Raw genomic sequence first — 19,691 nt, 5'->3', positions numbered from 1 at the left:
GCGCCGTACCATCGACCGTATGGCTACCGACACTGCACCGGGCTCCGTGCCGAGCGAGGACGCGATCCGCGCCGCGCTCGCGACGGTGAACGACCCCGAGATCCACCGGCCGATCACCGAGCTGGGCATGGTCAAATCCGTCGGGATCGCCGCGGACGGCACGGTCGCCGTGGTGGTGTACCTGACGGTCTCCGGTTGCCCGATGCGCGAGACGATCACGACGAACGTGCGTGACGCGGTCGCGGGCGTCGCCGGCGTCACGGGCGTCACCGTCGAGCTGGACGTGATGAGCGACGAGCAGCGCAAGGAGCTGGCCGCCGCGCTGCGCGGCGGCACCGCCGAGCGCGAGGTGCCCTTCGCCCAGCCCGGTTCGCTGACGCGGGTCTACGCGGTCGCCTCCGGCAAGGGCGGCGTCGGCAAGTCCTCCGTGACGGTCAACCTGGCGGCGGCGATGGCGGCCGACGGGCTGAAGGTCGGCGTCGTCGACGCGGACATCTACGGCCACTCGGTGCCGCGCATGCTGGGCGCCGAGGGCAAGCCCACCCAGGTCGAGAACATGATCATGCCGCCGTCGGCGCACGGCGTGAAGGTCATCTCGATCGGGATGTTCACGCCGGGCAACGCCCCGGTGGTGTGGCGCGGCCCGATGCTGCACCGCGCGCTCCAGCAGTTCCTCGCGGACGTCTACTGGGGCGACCTCGACGTCCTCCTGCTGGACCTGCCGCCGGGCACCGGCGATATCGCGATCTCCGTCGCGCAGCTCGTGCCGAACGCCGAGATCCTGGTGGTGACGACCCCTCAGCAGGCCGCCGCCGAGGTCGCCGAGCGGGCCGGTTCGATCGCCGTGCAGACCCACCAGAAGATCGTCGGTGTCGTGGAGAACATGTCCGGGCTGCCCTGCCCGCACTGCGACGAGATGGTCGACGTGTTCGGCTCGGGCGGCGGTCAGCGGGTCGCCGACGGGCTGACCCGGACCACGGGCGCGAACGTGCCGGTGCTGGGTTCCATCCCGATCGACGTGCGCCTGCGCGAGGGCGGCGACGAGGGCAAGCCCGTCGTCCTGACCGACCCGGAGTCCCCGGCGGGCAGCGCGCTGCGCGCCATCGCCGGCAAGCTGGGCGGCCGTCAGCGCGGTCTGTCGGGCATGTCGCTCGGCATCACCCCGCGCAACAAGTTCTGAACCGGCACGTTCCGACCGGCCACAGAGCCGGACGGTAAGGGGCGGTCTCCCTGGGAGACCGCCCCTTACCCATGCCCGGCTGCCGGTCAGTGCTCCCGGTCAGTGCTCGTAGGAGGTGATCTCCTTGATCACCGAGAAGCCCATGCCGTACGCGCTCATGCCGCGCCCGTAGGCGCCCAGGTGGACGCCTCCTTCGGCGGATCCCGCCAGGACCCAGCCGTACTCGGACTCGCGGTAGCGGAAGTCGGTCGGCACGCCGTCCACCGGCAGCGACAGGGTCGACCAGGCCGCGTCGTCCAGATGGTCCGCGAGTTCCCAGGCCAGTGCCGTCTGCTGGTCCAGCCAGTTCTGCCGCAGGGCCCGCTCCATCTGCGCGGGCCACGTGCACGACAGCAGCCCCGAGCCGGCGAGCCAGGCCGCCGAGGACACCGAGGTGGCCTCCAGTACGCCCGTGCCGTCGGCGCTGCGCCGCAGCGGGCGGCTCGCGACGGTCACCACGACCGCGAAGCGCTGCCGGGAGCCGTGGCCGCCGACGTGCTCGCCGCGCAGCGCGGGCTCCTCGCCGTGGCCCGTCGCCCCGTGCTCCACCGTGCCGTCGGCGGCGGCACCCACCTGCATCAGCCAGCGCCGCCCGGTGTACGCCTCGTCCAGGCCGTACCAGGGGAACGAAGCCATCAGATAGCCGTCGACCGACCGCCGGGTACCGGTCCCGCCCTGTGCCGCTTCCTGCACCGCGGACGCGGTGTCCACGGCGGACGCATCGGTTGTACCGGCCCCCTGGGCCCCTACCCGACTCGTCGTCTCCATCTGCGTGGCGCCTCCTTGTTGCCCTGCCGGCCCGGGCGAGCGCGTCCCCGCGGGACCACGTCACCCCAAACACAGGGAGAATAGCCACCCCCGTCAATGGCGCCCGGCATACGCGGACTCAGGTGGCGTCGGAATCGAACGGCGGGGGTGCGGACGCGTCCGGCCTGGTCTGCTTCTTCAGCAGGTCCGGGGTGCCCGAGCCGGGCGTCGACGGGGCCGGCCGGGTGGATTCACGGCCGTGCACGGCGTCCGCGACGTCGGCCATGTCCGACCGGAAGTCGAAGCCGTTGCGGATCTCCTTCAGTCCCAGCTCGTCCTTGTCCAGGACGTGCTTGCGGACGAAGGTCTTGGGGTTCAGGTCCTCGAACTCGAAGTCCTTGAACTCCGGGCCCAGCTCGGAGCGAATGTCCTCCTTGGCGTTCTCGGAGAACTGCCGGATCTTGCGCAGCGTCCGGGACACGTCCTGGATGACCTTGGGCAGCTTGTCCGGGCCGAAGATGAGTACCGCCAGCACGGCGAGCGCGACCAGCTCGAAGAATCCTATGTCGAGCACGTTGCAGCTCCTTGATGCGTCAGTGGCCGCCGGGCCAGGCCACCTATCACGGTACCTGGCCCCGGGTGCGCCGAGGGAAACAGTCGGGCCAACATCGGGCCAAAGCCTCTCAGCCCGCGTCCGCCGACCCCAGGGTCAGCCGCACGGTCCGTTCCCGGCCGTCCCGCTCGACGGTCAGCGCGAGCCGGTCGCCCGGGCGATGGCTGCGGATCTTGACGATCAGCTCCTGGCCGCTGTGCACGGGCACGCCGTCCACCTTGGTGATCACGTCCCGGGGCTCGATGCCCGCCTTGGCGCCCGGCCCGCCGGGGGTCACGGATGGGCCCTTGGTGCCCTTGGTGTTCACCCGCGCGCCGTCGCCGGTGTACTCCATGTCGAGCGTCACGCCGATGACCGGGTGGGTGGCCTTGCCGGTGTTGATCAGTTCCTCGGCGACCCGCTTGGCCTGGTTGATCGGTATGGCGAAGCCCAGACCGATGCTGCCGCCCTGGCCGCCGCCGGGACCGTCCTCGTTCCCGGCGGAGCGAATGGCGCTGTTGATCCCGATGACACGCGCCTGGGCGTCCATCAGGGGGCCGCCGGAATTGCCCGGGTTTATCGGAGCGTCGGTCTGCAGCGCGTCGACATAGCTGACGTCGCTGCCGTCCCGCTTCTCGCCGCCCGCGGTGATCGGGCGTTCCTTGGCGCTGATGATGCCCGTGGTGACCGTGCCCGCGAGGTCGAACGGCGCCCCGATGGCGACGACGGAGTCACCGACCCGGACGGAGTCCGAGTTGCCCAGCGGCAGCGGGGTCAGCCCGGAGACCCCGGTGACCTTGATGACGGCCAGGTCGTAGCCGCTGTCCCGGCCGACGACGGTGGCCTTGGCGGTCTGGCCGCCGTTGAACGTCACGGATATGGAGCCGTCGGCCCCGGCGGGCTCCACGACGTGGTTGTTGGTGAGGATGTGGCCGCGCTTGTCCAGCACGAAGCCCGTGCCGGTGCCCTGGTCCTCGCCACCGCGCACATGGATCGTCACCACGCCGGGCAGCGCGCGGGCGGCGATGCCCGCGATGCTGCCCGGGGCGCGGCTCGCCTGCTCCGCGGACGCCTGCGGCAGCGTCACACCACCGCCGATGCCGCCGTCCCGCTCCAGATGGGCACCGATCGCGCCGCCGACCCCGCCGGCGGCCAGGGCCACCAGGGCGGCCCCCGCCACGAGCCTGCCGCGCCGGGCCCGCTTCGCCGGTGCCTCGGCGCCGGCGGCTCCCGCCGCGCCGTGCGGCCGGGGCGCCCAGGGGTCGTACTGCCACGGCCCCGGCTCGGGCAGGGCGGCGGGGAAGGAGGTGCCGTGCGCGGGGGTGACACCGGCCGGCGGCACAGGAGTGCCGTGCGCCGGGGTCACCGGTCGCTGGACGGGTGGCGCGGGTGCCCAGGGGCCGGGGCCGCCGTACGGGGGCGTCCCGTAGGGATCGGGGGCGTGCAGGGGGGCCGGTGCGCCGCCGTGGCCCGTCTCGGTAACGGGCGGGGCCTCGGTGACGGGCGGGACCGTCGCGTCGGCGGGAGGCTGCCCGACGGGGTACGCGGGGCGCGCTTCCCTTGGGGCGTCCTGGGGCAGGGGCGGGGCGACGGGCTCGGGCCACGCCGCGTCGACGGGCGTGCCCTCGGAGCCGGCCGGCCCGGTCCGTGGAGCGTCGGCGGCGTGCGGGGCCGCTCCCTGGGGTCCGGGCCGCTCGCCCGCCCCGTCCGGCCCGTCTGCCCGCGCCCGGCGCGGACGGCTCCACCACTGCGGCTTGGGCCCGAGAGCCCCCGCCTTCCCCTCGTCCATCTTCTCCCCACGGTTCGCCTGAGGGCGCGCGGCGTCGCCCGAGGCGTGCGCGGCCCACTACGGATTCAACCAGGTCTGCCCGGGTGTGCGCAGAGGGCCTCGGCTGTCAGTGCGACGCCGTCAGGGCGAGGGTGGCGCTGCGAAGCGGCCGGTGGAGCCGGTGCGGTGCGGTCAGTGCGCAGAGGACGCGCCGCCGGCGGGCGGCGGGGGTGCCGTCGGGACCGCGAGCGTGGTGCGCAGCCGCGGCGGCAGGAGCGGCGCCCCGGAGGGGCGCAGCAGGGCCACGCTCAGCGAGGTGGGCACCACGGGGGCGCCGATCGCGGCGGGCCGGTCCTGCGAGGCGGCGGCCATGCCCCGCTCCCGGCGGGTGTCCTCGCGGACCCGGCCGGGGGCCATGGCGAGCGGGCTCGCGACCCGGCGGGCGTTCTCGGCGCGGGCCCGGGGGGTGTCCACGGCCGTTTCCAGCGGCTGGGAGCCGCCGAGCGCGAACGCGGCGAGCGAGACGGCACCGGCCGCGGCGAACGCGAACCGGCGCCCGCGCGCCCCGCCGCGCTCCACGTCATGGGTGCGGAAGCCGCGCTCAAGGGGCCGGGGGCCGGCGCCGGGCAGGAGATCCGAATCCTCCGCCCGTACGCCGAAGGCGCCTTTTCCCGGACCGCCCGGGCCCTGCCGTCCGTCCGGCCCGTCGTCACCGCCGGTGGCCGGCAGGCTCTGGAGCCGGGCGAGCAGGCTGTCGGACAACGGCGGGGGGGCCGCCTGGGCGAAAACGCTTTTGAGCCGACGCTGTGCGTCGGCTTCCGCTTTGCATGTCCAGCAGGTCGCCAGGTGCGCCAGCACCCGCTCCCGAGAGTCGTGTCCCAACTCCCCGTCGACCAGGGCCGCGAGGCGGTCGCCGAGATGGTGCTCGGCGGGGGACTGACCGCCTGAACCGGTCACGCGATCCCGACCTCCCCACCGATGGGAACACCATGCGCCACACCCGCCACCGCGCGCTGCTCGGCCCGGGCGGCGGGCGAGCGGTGCTGCAGGGCCTTGCGCAGATGGGAGCGGCCACGGTGGATACGGCTGCGCACGGTGCCGAGCTTCACGCCGAGGGTCGCGGCGATCTCCTCGTAGGACAGCCCCTCGATGTCGCACAGGACCACCGCGGCGCGGAACTCCGGGGCGAGGGTGTCCAGCGCCTGCTGGACGTCCGCGTCGAAGTGCGTGTCGTTGAAGTGCTGCTGCGGGGAGGGCTCGCGGCTGGGCAGCCGCTCTGCGGCGTCGTCGCCCAGCGCGTCGAACCGGATGCGCTGGCGGCGCCGGACCATGTCGAGGAAGAGGTTGGTGGTGATGCGGTGCAGCCACCCCTCGAACGTGCCCGGGGTGTACGTGGACAGCGACCGGAAGACCCGGACGAAGACCTCCTGGGTGAGGTCCTCGGCGTCGTGCTGGTTGCCGGTCAGGCGGTAGGCGAGACGGTAGACCCGGCCGCTGTGGGTGCTGACGATCTCCTCCCAGGTGGGAGGGGTCCACGCCTGGGCATCCGCGTCGGTGGCGAAGGTCGCGGTGGATGCGTCCGCGGTGCGGATCGGGCTGTCAGCGGTGTTGGTCACGGATTTCGGCTCGACGGCGGACCTGCGAAAGCGCCGCAGCGCTCCCCGACGGTCTCCGGCCCCGGCCGCACCTCCCCTGTCGGCTCTGGCGGTCTCCAGTAGAGCCCCTACCATATCCACCCCGCCCGTTAGCTCCGGATAAGTATTTTTGACCTGCTTTTGGTCTTGGTCCGCCAACTGCCTCTGCTCCTCTCAACGCCCGGTCCCATCTGCGGGTTCCCGTGGTCAGCGGATACAGTCACGGGTGCGTCGACTACGGGGACAGGAGAGGGCCATTACCGGCAACCGGCAGACGAGCTGGGCGTTCGCCGATGCGTTCGTCGCCGAGGACGAGGCGTTGCGCTGGGCCCGTGACCGGGCCCATGAGGCAGGCCTTCGCTCGGTGTCGTCCGGCACCGGCGCCGCGCTGCGCCTGCTCGCCGCGGCGGTGGACGCCAAGGCGGTCGCCGAGATCGGCACCGGCACCGGGGTCTCCGGCATCCACCTGCTGCACGGCATGCGGCCCGACGGCGTGCTGACGACGGTGGACAGCGACCCCGAGAGCCAGCAGTTCGCCCGGCAGGCGTTCCGCGCGGCGGGCTTCGCCGGCAACCGGGCGCGCTTCATCCCCGGCCGTGCGCTGGAGGTGCTGCCGCGCCTCGCCGACGGCGGATACGACCTGGTCTTCTGCGACGGCGACCGGCTGGAGTGCCTCGACTACCTAGCCGAATCGTTGCGCCTGCTGCGGCCCGGCGGCCTTGTCTGCTTCGAGGGCGTCTTCGCCGACGGCCGCACGGTGGACTCCGCGGTGCAGCCCGCCGAGGTCCAGCGGCTGCGCGAACTGCTCCGGGCGGTCCGGGAGTCCACCGTGCTGCTGCCGTCGCTGCTGCCGGTCGGCGACGGGCTGCTGTGCGCCGTCCGGCGCGGCTGACCGGGACCGACCGGGACCGGGCCGGGGCCCGGGCCTGGGATCGCCCCGGACATACCACTGCCCCGGTGCCGGTGATCCGGCCGCCGGGGCAGTGAAAGAATCGTGGGCCTGCGTCAGCCGACGACCTTCTTCAGGGCGTCTCCGAGGGCCTCGGCCTCGTCCGGTGTCAGCTCGACGACGAGACGACCGCCGCCCTCGAGCGGAACCCGCATGACGATGCCCCGCCCCTCCTTGGTCACCTCGAGCGGGCCATCGCCCGTCCGCGGCTTCATGGCCGCCATGCTCGTTCCCCTTCCTGAAACCAGCTCATCGTCAGCCGACGGGTCCCTGGCAGGGCTCCGCATCACCGGCATCGAACACATTGCTTCCAGGCCATTATCCCGCATGGCGCGACCCGATGACCAACATCGGTCCGCATCCCTTCGACAACGCTCTCGCGCAAAACCACCCAATTCGGGGATCCGGCTGCGATACTGCTCCGCCACCACACCCGCACAGAGTCCCGATTCTTTGACGCAGGTCACATATCGACGCGGAATGATCTCCGGCATGCTGAGCCCTGACCACAGCCGACCGAGGGAGGGACCGCACCATGGCCGACACCGTGTTGTACCAGGTGAACGACGGACTCGCGACGATCACATTGAATCGTCCCGACGCCATGAACGCGCTGAACATCGAGACCAAGGTCGCCCTGCTCCGGGCCCTTGAGGAGGCGGCCGGCGACCCCGCCGTACGGGCCGTGCTGCTCACCGCCACCGGCCGCGCCTTCTGCGTCGGCCAGGACCTCAAGGAACACGTCGAGCTGCTGGCCCGGGACTCCGAGAAGGTGATGAGCACGGTCGCGGAGCACTACAACCCGATCGTCACCGCGATCACGGGCATGCCGAAGCCCGTCGTCGCCGGGGTCAACGGGGTCGCGGCGGGCGCGGGCGCGGGCTTCGCCTTCGCGGCGGACTACCGCGTGGTCGCGGACACCGCGGGCTTCAACACCTCCTTCGCCGGGGTGGCCCTCACCGCCGACTCGGGCGTCTCCTGGACCCTCCCGCGCCTCATCGGCCCCAGCCGGGCCGCGGATCTGCTGCTCTTCCCCCGCAATGTCAGCGCCGAGGAGGCGCGGGAGCTGGGCATCGCGAACAAGGTCGTCCCGGCCGCGGAGCTGGCCGCCGAGGCGACCGCCGTGGCCCGCCGGCTGGCGGACGGCCCGACCTTCGCCTACGCGGCGATCAAGGCGTCCCTGGACTTCGCCGCCGGGCACTCCCTGGCCGAGGCACTGGCCAAGGAGAACGAACTCCAGGCCAAGGCGGGCGCCTCGGAGGACCACCGCATCGCCGTGGACGCCTTCCTGAAGAAGGAGAAGCCGAGGTATGTGGGTCGGTAGCCCCTCGCCTGGCCGGCGGTTTCTTTGGCCTGCGGCCCGTCTCGCCGCCGCTCGCCTGGGCGGCGGCTCCTTCTGCCTGCAGGCCCGTCTTGCCGCCTGCGGCGGCGGGCGCCCTGCGGGCGCGTCCTCAATCTCCCCCAGCTACCGCTGGGAGGTGCCCCCAGCGGGCTTGGTGTGGCTGGCCTCAGCCGAAACCGGCCCGGACGGGCTTGAGGTGGCAGTCCCAGCCAAAACCAGCCCGTCCGAGCCTGGTGGGGCCAGCCCCAGCCAAACAGCTCGTCCGGGCCTGAGGTGGCCAGCCCCAGCCACACAGCCTCCGAGCCTGATGCGGCCATCCCCCGCCAAACAGCCCGCCCGGGCCTGACGGGGGCTGGGCTCAGGCAAAACAGCCCCGTCCGAGCTTGATGTGGCCGGCGCCAGCCAAAGCAGCCCGTCCAGCCAAAACCAACTCGTCCGGGCTTGATGGGGCCCACCTCAGCCGAAACCAGCCCGTCCGGCGATTGAGGACACCCCACATCAAGCCCATCCGGCGTGAGAGGACAGGAAGCCTCAGTCCGTCCGGCGCTTGAGGACGCAGCCCCCGGCCCGTCCGGCTATTGAGCCGCCCGCAGGGCGGGCGGCCGACGGCGCGAAACGTGGCAGTCCGCCAAATGGTCGTCGACCAGACCACACGCTTGCATCAGGGCGTAAGCCGTCGTGGGGCCGATGAAGCGGAATCCTCGCTTCTTGAGGTCCTTGGCCAGCGCCGTGGACTCGGGCGTCGTCGCCGGTACGTCGGCCCACCTGCGCGGGGCGGGCCGGTCGGCGGGGTCGGGTGCGTAGGACCATATGAGGGCGTCCAGCTCGCCGGGCTCCCATTCCGCCGCGACCCGGGCGTTGCCGATCGCGGCCGCGATCTTCGCGCGGTTGCGGATGATGCCCGGGTCGGCCAGCAGGCGCTCGGCGTCCGCGTCCGTGAAGGCCGCCACCTTGGCGATGGAGAACCCGGCGAAGGCCGCGCGGAAGCCCTCCCGGCGGCGCAGGATCGTCAGCCACGACAGCCCGGACTGGAAGGCCTCCAGGCACATCCGCTCGTACAGCGCGTCGTCACCGCGGACCGGCAGGCCCCACTCGGTGTCGTGGTAGACGCGGTAGTCCGCCATGGACTCCGCCTCCAGACCCCACGGGCAGCGCGCCAGCCCGTCCGGCCCCACGACCGCGTCCCCGCTCATGATTCCGTTCCCCCCTCCGAAGCCGAGTCCCCCGGCTGCCCGGGGCGACCGCGGCCGGGGTCGCCCTTGAGGAGGCCGGGCCCGCTCATGGCCGCCGCCTGCGCTCCCGCGAGGGCCGCCTCCAGCTCGGCGATCCGGGCGTCACGCTCGGCCAGCTCGGCCGCGAGCCGGTCCAGGACGTCGTCGGTCTCGGCCATGCGGTAGCCCCGCAGGGCGACCGGCAGCCGCAGCCCGTCGACGTCGGCCCGGGCCAGCGGGCGCTCGGCCGGCAGCTGCGGGCCGATCCGGTCCGGGGCCGCGTCGGCCAGGGCACCGCCGCCGCTGCCGCCGCCGACGGCGAGCGTCACCGCGGCGACCACCACGAGCAGCGTGATGAGAAAGAACCAGAACACGACCATCTCCCCGAGGTGCGCCCGTCACGCGGTGCGTCGGTATTCCGCAAGCCAAACCGTGCTCCGACGATCGTGCCACGGCCCACTGACAGTTAAGGTCGCTGGCGGACCACGGAGAGGGAGTACGGAAATGCTGCGGCTTGGACGACGCGAGTTCGACGAGCGTGAACCGATGATCATGGCGATCGTGAACCGGACCCCGGACTCCTTCTACGACCAGGGCGCCACCTTCCACGACGAGCCCGCGCTGGAGCGGGTCGAGCGGGCGGTGTCCGAGGGTGCCGCCATCATCGACATCGGCGGGGTGAAAGCCGGCCCCGGCGAGGAGGTGACCGCCGAGGAGGAGGCGCGCCGCACGGTCGGCTTCGTGGCCGAGGTCCGCAGGCGCCACCCGGACGTGGTGATCAGCGTGGACACCTGGCGGCACGACGTCGGCGAGGCGGTCTGCGAGGCCGGCGCGGACGTGCTCAACGACGCCTGGGGCGGAGTCGACCCGAAGCTGGCCGAGGTGGCCGCCCGGTACGGCGCGGGCCTGGTGTGCACCCACGCGGGCGGCGTCGAACCGCGTACCCGGCCGCACCGCACCGAGTACGACGACGTGATGGCGGACATTCTGCGGGTGACCCTCGGGCTGGCCGAGCGGGCCGTCGCGCTCGGGGTCCGGCGCGACGGCATCATGATCGACCCGGGGCACGACTTCGGGAAGAACACCCGGCACTCGCTGGAGGCCACCCGGCGGCTCGGCGAGATGACGGAGACCGGCTGGCCGGTGCTCGTCTCGCTGTCGAACAAGGACTTCGTGGGCGAGACGCTCGACAAGCCGGTGAAGGAGCGGGTGCTGGGCACCCTCGCGACGACGGCGGTCTCGGCGTGGCTGGGCGCCCGGGTCTACCGCGTGCACGAGGTCGCGGAGACGAAGCAGGTGCTGGACATGGTGGCCACGATCGCCGGCCATCGGGCACCCGCGGTGGCCAGGCGCGGACTCGCCTAGAGCGAATCAAGCGCCGGACGGGCTCGACGACGGGCCCGTCCGGCGCTTGCGGGCCGGGAGCCGGGGCGGAGCCCCGGTTACGTGCCCGCTTCCTTCGTCACCAGGCCGATCGCCTCGTCGATGTCGTCCGTGAGGTGGAAGAGCTGGAGGTCGTTCGCCCCCGCCTTGCCCTGGGCGATGAGCGTGCCGCGCACCCAGTCGACCAGCCCCTGCCAGTACGCGGTGCCGAACAGCACGATCGGGAAGCGCGTGACCTTCTTCGTCTGGACGAGGGTCAGCGCCTCGAAGAGTTCGTCGAGGGTGCCGAGCCCGCCCGGCAGGACGACGAAGCCGCTCGCGTACTTCACGAACATCGTCTTGCGGACGAAGAAGTAACGGAAGTCGACGCCCAGGTTCACATACGGGTTGAGCCCCTGCTCGAAGGGCAGCTCGATGCCGAGACCGACCGAGACGCCGCCCGCCTCCGTCGCGCCCTTGTTCGCCGCTTCCATCGCCCCGGGGCCACCGCCCGTGATCACCGCGAAGCCCGCCTCGACCAGGCCGCGCCCGATGGCCACCCCGGCCTCGTACTCCGGTGAGTCCCGGGGCGTACGGGCGGAGCCGAAGACGCTGATGGCGGGCGGCAGTTCGGCGAGGGCACCGAAGCCCTCGACGAACTCGGACTGGATGCGCATGACCCGGAAGGGGTCCTCGTGCACCCAGTCCGCGGTGCCCCTGGTGTCCAGCAGGTGCTGGTCGGTGGTCCCCTGCTGCATCTGACCGTGCCGGCGTGTGACCGGCCCCCGGCGCTGTTCCCGCTGCGCGCGCCTGCCTTCGGGATTGTTCATGCCGTGCTCCCTCCGCATGGGGCCTCCCCGCCGTGGCGGGGGAAGGATCTTCCAATCAGCCTAGGCCCCCGCACGGGGAGCGCGGTGAAATTCGGGATGCGGAGGGAGCCCCGGGGGCTTCGCGTGGGTATCCGAGAGGCCGTCAGGCCGTCAGCCAGCCGCGCAGTCGCTCCGCGCAGTCGTCGACCAGGGAGGCGAGCACCCGCTCGTCACGCTTGTGCGCGAGCAGCGGGTCGCCGGGGCCGTAGTTCACCGCGGGCACGCCGAGGGCGCTGAAGCGGGAGACGTCCGTCCAGCCGAACTTGGGCATCGGCCGGCCCCCGACGGCCTCCATGAAGGCGACGGCGGCCGGGTGGGACAGGCCGGGCAGCGCGGCGGGCGAGTGGTCGTCCACCACCAGTTCCGCCACCCCGCAGTCCGCGAAGACCTCGCGGACGTGCGCGAGCGCCTCGGCCTCGCTGCGGTCGGGCGCGTAGCGGAAGTTGACGGCGACGGTGCAGGCGTCGGGGATGACGTTGCCCGCGACGCCGCCCTCGATGCGGACCGCGTTGAGCCCTTCCCGGTACTCCAGTCCGTCGATCACCGGACGCCGCGGCTCGTAGGCCGCCAGCCGGGCGAGGATCGGCGCCGTCGCGTGGATGGCGTTGCTGCCCATCCACGAGCGCGCCGAGTGGGCCCGCTCGCCCTCCGTGCGCAGCAGCACCCGCAGGGTGCCCTGGCAGCCGCCCTCGACCTGGCCGTTGGAGGGCTCCAGCAGGACGGCGAAGTCCCCGGCGAGCCAGTCGGGGTGGGCCTCGGCGACGTGACCGAGGCCGTTGAGGTGGGCGGCGACCTCTTCGTTGTCGTAGAAGACGAAGGTCAGATCGCGGTTCGGCTCGGGCACCGTCGCGGCGATGCTCAGCTGCACCGCGACGCCGGACTTCATGTCGGTGGTGCCGCACCCCCACAGATAGCCGTCGGGGTCCAGCCGGGAGGGGACGTTGTCGGCGATCGGGACGGTGTCCAGGTGGCCGGCCAGCACGACGCGTTCGGCGCGGCCCAGGTTCGTACGGGCCACGACGTTGTTGCCGTACCGGTCGACGGTGAGGTGGGGCAGGGCGCGCAGCGCTTGTTCGACGGCGTCCGCGAGGGCTTTCTCGTCACCGCTCACCGACGGGAAGTCGACGAGCTGTGCGGTCAGGGCGCTCGCGTCGAGGGACAGGTCAAGTGCGGCATGGTCCATGCCGCGACTCTAACTCTCGCGGTGGTGTTCGAGGAGGCCCGGGGCGATTTCGGGCACTTCGGGAAAGGGGCCCGAAAGACCTGGGACCGGGAAAAGGCGTGGTCCGGCTCAATCGATTCTTATGTCTCTCCAGTAACGTGACCCGCATGTCCCGGATCTCCCTCGCCCGTCGTGGCCGACTGCTGCGTACCGTGGCCGCCTGTGCTGTGCTGCTGGCGCTGATCGGGTATCTGGTGGCGCATTTCGTCACGGGTGGGCCGGGTGCGCCCCGGTGCGTCGTCCGCGATCACGGCGAGGAGTATTCGCTCGACCCCGAACAGGCGGTGAACGCCGCAACGATCTCGGCCGTGGGCACCTCCCGGGTGCTGCCGGAGCGGGCGGTGACGATCGCGCTGGCGACGGCCATGCAGGAGTCGGGGCTGCGCAACATCCACCACGGCGACCGCGACTCGCTGGGCCTGTTCCAGCAGCGGCCGACGCAGGGGTGGGGCACCGCGCGGCAGATCACCGATCCGGTGTACGCGTCGGGGAAGTTCTACGCTCACCTGGTCGAGGTGCCGGGCTACTCCCGGCTGCCGCTCACGGTGGCCGCGCAGAAGGTGCAGCGCAGCGGCTTCCCGCAGGCGTACGCCAAACACGAGCCGCGCGCGGCGCTGCTCGCCGCGGCGCTCACCGGCCGTGTGACGGGCGCGTTCAGCTGCACCAGGAGCCCCGGCGACGGGAAGCCCGGTGACCCGTCGGCGGTACGGGCCAAACTGACCCGCGAGTTCGGCACGCTGGTGCGCCCGGTCGTGGGCGCCGGGGCCGGGGGCGGCAAGGGCGCGGCGGGCGCCCGCACGGTGACGGTCCCGCTGCGGGCGGTGTCGACGGAGGACGATCTGCCGCGGCGCGGCTGGGCGTTGGCGTCGTGGGCGGTGGCGCACGCGGCCGAACTGCGCATCGAGCGCGTCTCCTTCGACGGCCGGGTGTGGACGGCCGGGGATTCCGCCGCCGGCTGGCGCAAGAGCGCGGGGCCCGCCGGGGAGGCCGGTGCGGATGCGGCACCCACCGTCCGGATCACCACCGATCAGTAGTGCGACGGCGCCCTCTTCCGGGGGATGCCCGGTGTAGGCGAATGCCGTGGTCACCGCCTGCATGGAAGGGCCACGGAATTTACCCGAATCCCTTGTGACTAAAGGCTTGTAAGCCTTCCGCACCCCATGACGGAGCGCCACGTTTGCCCGGGTTTTCGCAGAGCCGATAATGCGACGCATTGCAAACTCTTTACCCTCGGGCACCGCAACCTTCACGGCATTCGCGCGGTAGTCACTGCGTCCGCTCGCCAGTCGGTGAGCCGGACGGCAAACCTCCTCCACTCCGTCAAAGGAGCAACATGTCCCTCCCCCTCACGCGTCGGATCGCCCAGGCTGCCCTCCTCGTCGCAGCCGGTGCCGCCGGTGCCATCGGCGCGGCCGGCGTCGCGAGCGCCGCGGACGTGACCCAGGCCCCCCTGAGCAGCCTGGACACCGCGAACCTGACCAACAACGTGAGCGCGGTCACCGACCAGGCCGGTGGCGCGGCCACCAACCTCGGGGGCAAGGCCGTCGAGGGCGTACCCGCCGCCACCAAGACCGTCGGCAAGGTCGGCAAGGAGGCCACCCCGGTCGTCCAGAAGGCCGCGGGCCAGGTCGGCTCCTCCGCCGGCAAGGTCCTGGGCGAGACCGCCAAGTCCGCGACCAAGGGCGGGCTGCCCAGCACTCCGCTCGGCGGCTGATCCATCCACGCCGAGAGGGCCCGGGAGTCGGTTCCCGGGCCCTCTTGTTTTGTGCGCACCACTGCTGCGCGGCGATTGAGGACGCGCCCGCAGGGCGCTCGCCGCCGCAGGCGGCAAAGACGGCCCGCAGCCGAAGATCCGCCGGCTAGGCCCGGGCCGTCAGCCGGCTGACGGCCGCGGCCACTCGTTCGTCGGTCGCCGTGAACGCGATCCGTACGAAGCGGTCGCCCGCCGTGCCGTAGAAGTCCCCGGGGGCGACGAGGATGCCGCGTCGGGAGAGTGCGTCGACGGTGTCCCAGCACGGCTCGTCGCGCGTGGCCCACAGGTACAGCGACGCCTCGCTGTGCTCGATCCGGAAGCCCGCGCCCTCGAAGGCCGTGCGCAGGGCGGCCCGGCGGCGGGCGTAGCGCTCGCGCTGCTCGGTGACGTGCGCGGTGTCGCCGAGCGCCGCGACGGTGGCGGCCTGGACGGGGGCGGCGACCATCATGCCGCCGTGCTTGCGGATCTGGAGCAGCTCGCCGAGGACGGCGGGGTCACCGGCGAGGAACGCCGCCCGGTAGCCGGCCAGGTTCGAGCGCTTGGAGAGGGAGTGGACGGCGACGATGCCCTCGTAGGAGCCGCCGCAGACGTCCGGGTGCAGGACGGAGACCGGGTCGGCCTCCCAGCCCAGCTCCAGGTAGCACTCGTCGCTGAAGAGCAGCACCCCGTGCTCGCGCGCCCAGGCGACCGTGCGGCGCAGCTCGTCCGCCGACAGGACGCGGCCCGTCGGGTTGGACGGGGAGTTGAGCCAGAGCAACTTGAGGCCGGTGGGGTCCAGCTCCGTCGGGTCGTCGTAGACGACGGGCTCGGCGCCCGCGAGCCGCGCGCCGACCTCGTACGTCGGGTAGGCGAGCCGCGGGTAGCCGACCTTGTCGCCGGCGGTGAGGCCGAGCTGGGTCGGCAGCCAGGCCACCAGCTCCTTGGAGCCGACGACGGGCAGCACATGGGTCTCGGTCAGTCCCTTGGCGCCCAGGCGGCTCTCCGCCCAGCCTGTCAGGGCCGCGCGCAGCGCGGGTGTCCCCCACACCGTGGGATAGCCGGGGCTGTCCGCCGCGTCGGTCAGCGCCCGCCGGATCAGGGCGGGGACGGGGTCGACGGGGGTGCCCACCGACAGGTCCACGATGCCGTCCGGGTGCGCGGCGGCGGTGGCCTTGAAGGGCTCGAGCCGGTCCCAGGGGAAGGCGGGGAGGCGGGAGGAGACTGCGCCCACGAAATTCTCTCTTACGTCGGTCCGAAGTCGGTCTGGTGTCGGCGGTCCGCCGTGGAAACGCCGCGGCCCCGTACGGCGGAAGGGCCGTACGGGGCCGCGGCGGCGCTGCTCGGGGCGGTCAGTGCTCGCCCTCGGCCTGCGGCGGCAGCGCCGCGATGAAGGGGTGGTCACGCTCGATCAGGCCGAGCTTGGAGGCACCACCGGGCGAACCCAGCTCGTCGAAGAACTCGACGTTCGCCTTGTAGTAGTCCTTCCACTCCTCAGGAGTGTCGTCCTCGTAGAAGATCGCTTCCACGGGGCATACCGGCTCACAGGCACCACAGTCGACGCATTCGTCCGGGTGGATGTACAAGGACCGGGAGCCCTCGTAGATGCAGTCGACGGGGCACTCCTCGATGCACGCCTTGTCCTTCACGTCGACACAAGGCTGCGCGATGACGTAGGTCACGCTGTCGTTCCTCCTCGGTAGGGCTCATCTCGCGCGGGAGCGCGGCGTCGTCGATGCCCACACCTAGTATCTCCGTTTCCGGGCACATGACGAACAGGAGGGGTGGGGAGAGCTGTGGAATTCACCACGGGCGGACGACTGGAAGTCCGGATCAATACTGCTGATGTAGGAAAAAGGGTATCCGTACGTCTGCTGAACGACCGCGAGCGTTCACCGGAGCGCTTCACCGACGCGGTGGGGGTGCTCTCGTCCTGGGACCACGGTGTGCTGCGGATCACACGCCGAAACGGGGAGACGGTCGAGGTCCGGGAGTCGGCGCTCGTCGCGGGGAAGGTCGTGCCGGACGCCCCCGCACGGCGGCGCGGCCCGGCCACGAGCACGCGCGAGCTCCAGGAGGTCGCGGCGCGCGGCTGGCCCGCGCGGGAGACCGGGCGGCTGGGCGACTGGACGCTGCGGGCGGCCGGCGGCTTCACCGCCCGGGCCAACTCCGTGCTGCCCCTCGGTGATTGCGGACTGCCCCTGCCGGCCGCGCTGGACCGGGTCACCGCCTGGTACGCCGAGCGTTCGCTGCCCGCGTCGGTGCAGGTCACCACGGGTGACGCGGCGGCGGACGCGGCGCTCGACGCCGAGCTGGCCCGGCGCGGCTGGACGGCCGAGCGGCACGCGGTGATGCGCACGGCGGCGCTGGCGCCGATCGCCGACCGGGCGCCGCGGGTGGCCACGGACGAGGTGCTGCTCTCCCGGGAGCCCTCCGCGGAGTGGCGGGCCGCCTACGGGCGCGTCGCGACGGCCACCGGGAGCGCCCGGGACGTGCTGGAGGTGCTGGCGGGCGGGCCGTCGGTCTGGTTCGCGACCGTGCCGGGCGGGCCCGGCGAGCCGGGCCCGGCGGCGATCGGCCGTTGTGTGGTGGACGGCCGGTGGGCGGGGTTCGCCGCGCTGGAGGTCGGCCCGGCCCACCGCCGGCGGGGGCTGGGCACCCTGGTGATGGCGCGGCTCGCCAAGCGGGCCCTCGACGAGGGCGCCTCGGCCGCGTACCTCCAGGTCGAGACGGGCAACGACGCCGCCCGTGACCTCTACGACGGCCTGGGCTTCACCACGCACCACGCCTACCACTACCGCCGCGAGCCGCGGCGGTAGGCACGGTCGCGGCCGCATCATGGAAACCGGCGGTGGGCTTGCCGTCCAGCGCCCCGAGCGGGTACGAGGCACGTATGCACGACACGACTGGCCGACGGCGGCGGTTCACGGAGGCGGCCCGGGAGGTGCGCCCGGATCTCGCCCTGCTCTGTCTGCTGGTCGCGGCCGAAGCCCACGCCGGGCCCGGGGCGGCGTCGGAGAGGGTGCCTTCGGAGGAGACGCCGCCGGAGGGAGCCGCGTCCGAGGGGGTGTCGTCGGAGGAGCAGCGGATCGACGCCGCGCAGATAGAGCTGGACCGGCTCGCCGGGCTGCTGCCGGCGCTCGGCCGCGAGGCGGAGCCGAGGCGGTGGGCGGAGGCGCTCGCGGGGCTGCTCGGCGAGCGCTGCGGCTTCCACGGTGCCCCCGCGGACTACCGCAGGCTGGAGTCCTCGCTGCTCGACGAGGTGCTGGCGCGCCGCCGCGGTCTGCCGATCCTGTTGTCCGTGGTGTGGCTGGAGGTGGCGCGGCGTGCGGGCGCGCCGGTGTACGGGGTGGCGCTACCGGGCCATTTCGTCGTCGGCTTCGGTGACCCGTACGGGGAGAAGGTGCTGGTCGATCCCTTCGACGGCGGCCGGCCGCTGTCCGACGAGGACGCCGGGCTGCTGGTGGCGGGCGCGACCGGGGCCCCGTTGTCGCCGTCGGCGTTCGGCCCCGCGGAGCCGTTGGACATCGTGCTGCGGGTGCTGAACAACATCCGCGCCTGGGCCGCCGCCCGGCCCGAGCGCAGCGACGTCCAGCTGTGGGCCCTCGAACTCTCGCTGCTGCTCCCCCGGCATCCGGCGCGGCTGCGCTACGAGCGTGCCGAGCTGCTCGTGGAGCGCGGGGATTTCATGGGCGGCGCACGGGAGCTGGAGGAGTACGCGGAGGTGATCGCGGTGGTGGAGCCGGGTACGGCCGAGACCGTGCTCCATCAGGCGCGGGCGGCGCGGGCGATGCTCAACTGAGGGGCCGGGTGACCGGCCACGTCACAGCCAGCCCTTGTCCCGGGCGATCCGGACGGCCTCCGCGCGGTTGCGGGCGCCGGTCTTCTGGATCGCCGTGGAGAGGTAGTTGCGGACCGTGCCCTGCGAGAGGTGCAGGCCGGCGGCCAGTTCCGCGTTGGTCGAGCCGTCGGCGGAGGCGCGCAGCACGGCCCGCTCGCGGTCGGTCAGCGGATTCGCGCCCTCGGCGAGCGCGGCCGCGGCGAGCGTGGGGTCGATGACCCGCTCACCGCGCAGGACGCGCCGTACGGCGTCCGCGAGCTGGGCGGCGGGCGCGTCCTTGACGAGGAAGGCGTCGGCCCCGGCCTCCATCGCCCGGCGCAGATATCCGGGCCGCCCGAACGTCGTGAGGATCACGATCTTCAGGTCGGGCAGGGCGCGGCGCAGCAGCGCCGCCGCCTCCAGCCCGGTCATCCCCGGCATCTCGATGTCGAGCAGCGCCACGTCGATCGCCGTGGCCCGGGCCGCGTCGAGCACCTCGTCGCCCCGGGCCACCTGGGTGACGACCTCGATGTCGCCCTCCAGCCCGAGCAGCGCGGCGAGCGCCTCGCGGACCATGGACTGGTCCTCGGCGAGGAGGACGCGGACGGGGCGGTGGCCGTCGGGGCGCACGGGAAGATCGTTCACAGCGACAGGTTAGGCCGTTCGCCGGGGTCGGCGGCCCGGCCGTCGGGGCGGACCTCCGCGGGCTCGTCCGCCGGGCGGGGCGGGAGCGGTACGCACGCCCGCAGCCGGAAACCGCCCCGGGGGCCGCGCCCGGTCTCCAGCCGGCCGCCCGCGAGGGCCAGCCGCTCGGCGAGGCCCGTCAGGCCGTTGCCGTGCGGCCGGGCGGGGCCGTGGCCGTTGTCGGTGACGGTCAGGCACAGCTCGTCCCCCTGTTCCCGGAGGGTCACCTCGCAACGGCTCGCCCCGCTGTGCCGCACCACGTTGGTCACGGCCTCGCGCAGCGCCCAGGCCAGCGCGCCCTCTTCCTCGGGCCGCAGCTCGGCGCGGGCCTCCCCCTCGCCGGGGGGGGGGGGGGGGGGGGGGGGGGGGGGGGGGGGGGGGGGGGGGGGGGTCGGGGGGGGGGGGGGGGGGGGGGGGGGGGGGGGGGAAAAAAAAAACCCCCCCCCCCCCCGGGGGGAGGGGGCGCCCAAAAGAAAAAACAACCACCCCCACAAAAAACCCACCAAAAACCAACAGAAGGACCCCCAGCCGAACCCGCAAACG

At 73.0% G+C, this 19,691-nt stretch carries 21 protein-coding genes and 1 pseudogene; 8 read left to right on the top strand and 14 right to left on the bottom strand.

The genetic code is table 11. From position 1 onward, the window contains the following. Positions 1 to 46 precede the first annotated feature (46 nt). Positions 47 to 1,180, top strand: coding sequence for an Mrp/NBP35 family ATP-binding protein (locus ACZ6MA_RS15075; protein ID WP_469434125.1), 1,134 nt, complete (start codon positions 47 to 49; stop codon positions 1,178 to 1,180). 99 nt (positions 1,181 to 1,279) lie between these two features. Here the strand turns inward: ACZ6MA_RS15075 and ACZ6MA_RS15070 are convergent, their stop codons facing one another. From ACZ6MA_RS15070 to sigE, 5 genes are all read right to left on the bottom strand, one after another. Continuing rightward, positions 1,280 to 1,987, bottom strand: a complete 708-nt coding sequence (locus tag ACZ6MA_RS15070) for a hypothetical protein (RefSeq protein WP_469433923.1) — start codon at positions 1,985 to 1,987, stop codon at positions 1,280 to 1,282. Positions 1,988 to 2,105: 118 nt separating this feature from the next. Beyond that, positions 2,106 to 2,540 carry a sec-independent translocase gene (locus ACZ6MA_RS15065; protein WP_469433922.1) on the bottom strand — a complete coding sequence of 145 codons (435 nt, stop codon included), beginning with the start codon at positions 2,538 to 2,540 and terminating at the stop codon, positions 2,106 to 2,108. 109 nt (positions 2,541 to 2,649) lie between these two features. Next, positions 2,650 to 4,347, bottom strand: coding sequence for a S1C family serine protease (locus tag ACZ6MA_RS15060; RefSeq protein WP_469433921.1), 1,698 nt, complete (start codon positions 4,345 to 4,347; stop codon positions 2,650 to 2,652). 171 nt (positions 4,348 to 4,518) lie between these two features. Further along, positions 4,519 to 5,283 carry a zf-HC2 domain-containing protein gene (locus tag ACZ6MA_RS15055; protein ID WP_469433919.1) on the bottom strand — a complete coding sequence of 255 codons (765 nt, stop codon included), beginning with the start codon at positions 5,281 to 5,283 and terminating at the stop codon, positions 4,519 to 4,521. Further along, positions 5,280 to 6,056 (bottom strand): RNA polymerase sigma factor SigE, encoded by a 777-nt coding sequence (sigE, locus tag ACZ6MA_RS15050; protein WP_469433917.1) that lies wholly within the window; start codon positions 6,054 to 6,056, stop codon positions 5,280 to 5,282. Before sigE ends, ACZ6MA_RS15055 begins: the two co-directional genes overlap by 4 nt. 130 nt (positions 6,057 to 6,186) lie before the next feature. Here sigE and ACZ6MA_RS15045 point away from each other — a divergent pair, with 130 nt between their 5' ends. Continuing rightward, a complete protein-coding gene (locus ACZ6MA_RS15045; protein WP_469433916.1) occupies positions 6,187 to 6,852 on the top strand; it encodes an O-methyltransferase in 666 nt (221 codons plus the stop codon). Between the two features lie 113 nt (positions 6,853 to 6,965). Here ACZ6MA_RS15045 and ACZ6MA_RS15040 read toward each other — a convergent pair whose 3' ends face one another. Further along, positions 6,966 to 7,133, bottom strand: a complete 168-nt coding sequence (locus tag ACZ6MA_RS15040) for a DUF3117 domain-containing protein (RefSeq protein ID WP_009997451.1) — start codon at positions 7,131 to 7,133, stop codon at positions 6,966 to 6,968. Positions 7,134 to 7,444: 311 nt separating this feature from the next. Here ACZ6MA_RS15040 and chcB point away from each other — a divergent pair, with 311 nt between their 5' ends. After that, positions 7,445 to 8,233, top strand: a complete 789-nt coding sequence (gene chcB / locus ACZ6MA_RS15035; protein WP_469433914.1) for a 2-cyclohexenylcarbonyl CoA isomerase — start codon at positions 7,445 to 7,447, stop codon at positions 8,231 to 8,233. 593 nt (positions 8,234 to 8,826) lie between these two features. Here chcB and ACZ6MA_RS15030 read toward each other — a convergent pair. Together ACZ6MA_RS15030 and ACZ6MA_RS15025 are read right to left on the bottom strand one after the other, a co-directional pair. Continuing rightward, entirely contained in the window at positions 8,827 to 9,444 is a 618-nt protein-coding gene (locus ACZ6MA_RS15030) for a DNA-3-methyladenine glycosylase I (protein ID WP_469433913.1), read from the bottom strand. Continuing rightward, the gene (locus ACZ6MA_RS15025) at positions 9,441 to 9,842 is read right to left on the bottom strand and encodes a DivIVA domain-containing protein (protein ID WP_469433911.1); all 402 of its coding nucleotides are present in this window, start codon (positions 9,840 to 9,842) and stop codon (positions 9,441 to 9,443) included. The genes ACZ6MA_RS15030 and ACZ6MA_RS15025 overlap by 4 nt, the downstream gene beginning before the upstream one ends. 124 nt (positions 9,843 to 9,966) lie before the next feature. Here ACZ6MA_RS15025 and folP point away from each other — a divergent pair, with 124 nt between their 5' ends. Next, on the top strand, positions 9,967 to 10,827 hold the full coding sequence (gene folP, locus ACZ6MA_RS15020) for a dihydropteroate synthase (protein ID WP_469433910.1): 861 nt from the start codon (positions 9,967 to 9,969) through the stop codon (positions 10,825 to 10,827). Between the two features lie 77 nt (positions 10,828 to 10,904). Here the strand turns inward: folP and ACZ6MA_RS15015 are convergent, their stop codons facing one another. After that, entirely contained in the window at positions 10,905 to 11,654 is a 750-nt protein-coding gene (locus ACZ6MA_RS15015) for an LOG family protein (RefSeq protein ID WP_469433908.1), read from the bottom strand. A 142-nt stretch (positions 11,655 to 11,796) separates the two neighbouring features. Further along, positions 11,797 to 12,876 carry a succinyl-diaminopimelate desuccinylase gene (gene dapE, locus ACZ6MA_RS15010; RefSeq protein WP_469433906.1) on the bottom strand — a complete coding sequence of 360 codons (1,080 nt, stop codon included), beginning with the start codon at positions 12,874 to 12,876 and terminating at the stop codon, positions 11,797 to 11,799. Positions 12,877 to 13,022: 146 nt separating this feature from the next. Between dapE and ACZ6MA_RS15005 the strand changes: the two genes are divergently transcribed. After that, entirely contained in the window at positions 13,023 to 13,949 is a 927-nt protein-coding gene (locus ACZ6MA_RS15005; protein WP_469433904.1) for a VldE C-terminal domain-containing protein, read from the top strand. A gap of 299 nt (positions 13,950 to 14,248) precedes the next feature. Then, positions 14,249 to 14,629 (top strand): ATP-binding protein, encoded by a 381-nt coding sequence (locus tag ACZ6MA_RS15000; RefSeq protein WP_469433903.1) that lies wholly within the window; start codon positions 14,249 to 14,251, stop codon positions 14,627 to 14,629. Between the two features lie 145 nt (positions 14,630 to 14,774). On the opposite strand, the gene dapC is transcribed toward ACZ6MA_RS15000, so the two are convergent. Both dapC and fdxA read right to left on the bottom strand, forming a co-directional pair. Continuing rightward, positions 14,775 to 15,878 (bottom strand): succinyldiaminopimelate transaminase, encoded by a 1,104-nt coding sequence (gene dapC / locus ACZ6MA_RS14995; protein WP_469433901.1) that lies wholly within the window; start codon positions 15,876 to 15,878, stop codon positions 14,775 to 14,777. A 118-nt stretch (positions 15,879 to 15,996) separates the two neighbouring features. Next, on the bottom strand, positions 15,997 to 16,326 hold the full coding sequence (fdxA, locus tag ACZ6MA_RS14990; RefSeq protein WP_087926433.1) for a ferredoxin: 330 nt from the start codon (positions 16,324 to 16,326) through the stop codon (positions 15,997 to 15,999). A gap of 114 nt (positions 16,327 to 16,440) precedes the next feature. Between fdxA and ACZ6MA_RS14985 the strand changes: the two genes are divergently transcribed. Both ACZ6MA_RS14985 and ACZ6MA_RS14980 read left to right on the top strand, forming a co-directional pair. After that, positions 16,441 to 17,463 (top strand): GNAT family N-acetyltransferase, encoded by a 1,023-nt coding sequence (locus ACZ6MA_RS14985; protein ID WP_469433898.1) that lies wholly within the window; start codon positions 16,441 to 16,443, stop codon positions 17,461 to 17,463. Between the two features lie 74 nt (positions 17,464 to 17,537). Continuing rightward, the gene (locus ACZ6MA_RS14980) at positions 17,538 to 18,446 is read left to right on the top strand and encodes a transglutaminase-like domain-containing protein (protein ID WP_469433897.1); all 909 of its coding nucleotides are present in this window, start codon (positions 17,538 to 17,540) and stop codon (positions 18,444 to 18,446) included. A 21-nt stretch (positions 18,447 to 18,467) separates the two neighbouring features. On the opposite strand, the gene ACZ6MA_RS14975 is transcribed toward ACZ6MA_RS14980, so the two are convergent. Then, positions 18,468 to 19,109, bottom strand: a complete 642-nt coding sequence (locus ACZ6MA_RS14975; RefSeq protein WP_469433895.1) for a response regulator — start codon at positions 19,107 to 19,109, stop codon at positions 18,468 to 18,470. After that, positions 19,106 to 19,483 (bottom strand): annotated as a pseudogene (locus tag ACZ6MA_RS14970) (sensor histidine kinase); the annotation flags it as partial. The pseudogene ACZ6MA_RS14970 and the gene ACZ6MA_RS14975, both read right to left, overlap by 4 nt. Positions 19,484 to 19,691: the final 208 nt, after the last annotated feature.

Source organism: Streptomyces sp. NPDC042259, from assembly GCF_055582085.1.
The sequence above is the reverse complement of the archived record's forward strand: the minus strand, read 5'-3'. Positions and strand labels throughout refer to the sequence as shown.

Coding starts and splice junctions, on each gene's coding strand:
- ACZ6MA_RS15070 (WP_469433923.1), bottom strand. CDS start 1,987: ATGGAGACGACGAGTCGGGTAGGGGCCCAGGGGGCCGGTACAACCGAT.
- ACZ6MA_RS15060 (WP_469433921.1), bottom strand. CDS start 4,347: ATGGACGAGGGGAAGGCGGGGGCTCTCGGGCCCAAGCCGCAGTGGTGG.
- sigE (WP_469433917.1), bottom strand. CDS start 6,056: ATGGTAGGGGCTCTACTGGAGACCGCCAGAGCCGACAGGGGAGGTGCG.
- ACZ6MA_RS15040 (WP_009997451.1), bottom strand. CDS start 7,133: ATGGCGGCCATGAAGCCGCGGACGGGCGATGGCCCGCTCGAGGTGACC.
- chcB (WP_469433914.1), top strand. CDS start 7,445: ATGGCCGACACCGTGTTGTACCAGGTGAACGACGGACTCGCGACGATC.
- ACZ6MA_RS15030 (WP_469433913.1), bottom strand. CDS start 9,444: ATGAGCGGGGACGCGGTCGTGGGGCCGGACGGGCTGGCGCGCTGCCCG.
- ACZ6MA_RS15025 (WP_469433911.1), bottom strand. CDS start 9,842: ATGGTCGTGTTCTGGTTCTTTCTCATCACGCTGCTCGTGGTGGTCGCC.
- folP (WP_469433910.1), top strand. CDS start 9,967: ATGCTGCGGCTTGGACGACGCGAGTTCGACGAGCGTGAACCGATGATC.
- ACZ6MA_RS15015 (WP_469433908.1), bottom strand. CDS start 11,654: ATGAACAATCCCGAAGGCAGGCGCGCGCAGCGGGAACAGCGCCGGGGG.
- dapE (WP_469433906.1), bottom strand. CDS start 12,876: ATGGACCATGCCGCACTTGACCTGTCCCTCGACGCGAGCGCCCTGACC.
- ACZ6MA_RS15005 (WP_469433904.1), top strand. CDS start 13,023: ATGTCCCGGATCTCCCTCGCCCGTCGTGGCCGACTGCTGCGTACCGTG.
- ACZ6MA_RS15000 (WP_469433903.1), top strand. CDS start 14,249: ATGTCCCTCCCCCTCACGCGTCGGATCGCCCAGGCTGCCCTCCTCGTC.
- ACZ6MA_RS14980 (WP_469433897.1), top strand. CDS start 17,538: ATGCACGACACGACTGGCCGACGGCGGCGGTTCACGGAGGCGGCCCGG.